The sequence below is a fragment of the Streptomyces sp. BE303 genome (assembly GCF_036290945.1).
Classification (GTDB): Bacteria; Actinomycetota; Actinomycetes; order Streptomycetales; family Streptomycetaceae; genus Kitasatospora.
Genome location: NZ_JAQYWZ010000444.1, coordinates 1 through 306 on the forward strand (window position 1 = coordinate 1; position 306 = coordinate 306).

1 protein-coding gene is annotated in these 306 nt (G+C 69.0%); it reads right to left on the reverse strand.

The window, feature by feature from the left end:
• Positions 1 to 11: 11 nt before the first annotated feature.
• Positions 12 to 306 (reverse strand): aldehyde dehydrogenase family protein (locus PUR56_RS08730; protein WP_329948456.1); only part of this gene is annotated, 295 nt, incomplete at its 5' end.

The following is a 306-nucleotide window of genomic DNA, read 5'->3' on the forward strand; positions in this document are numbered from 1 at the left end:
CGGGCGGGGCGTCAGTACCGGATGCAGGCGGAGCGCAGGTCGGTGTAGAAGTCCCACACGTCCGGGGAGCACTCCGGGGCGCCGAGCTGCGAGGCCTTCGCCCCCATGTGCGGCAGGTGGGAGTACGCGCCGACACCCGGGCGGTTGACGTGCAGCATGCCCGCCGGGAAGTCCTGGAGGGCCTGGAACATCAGGGACGGGTTCTGGGTGAAGACGGTGCCGGACATCCCGTACTTCACCGAGTTGGAGATGCGCATGGCGTCCTCGTAGCCGTCGCACTCGATGACGGACAGGACGGGGCCGAAG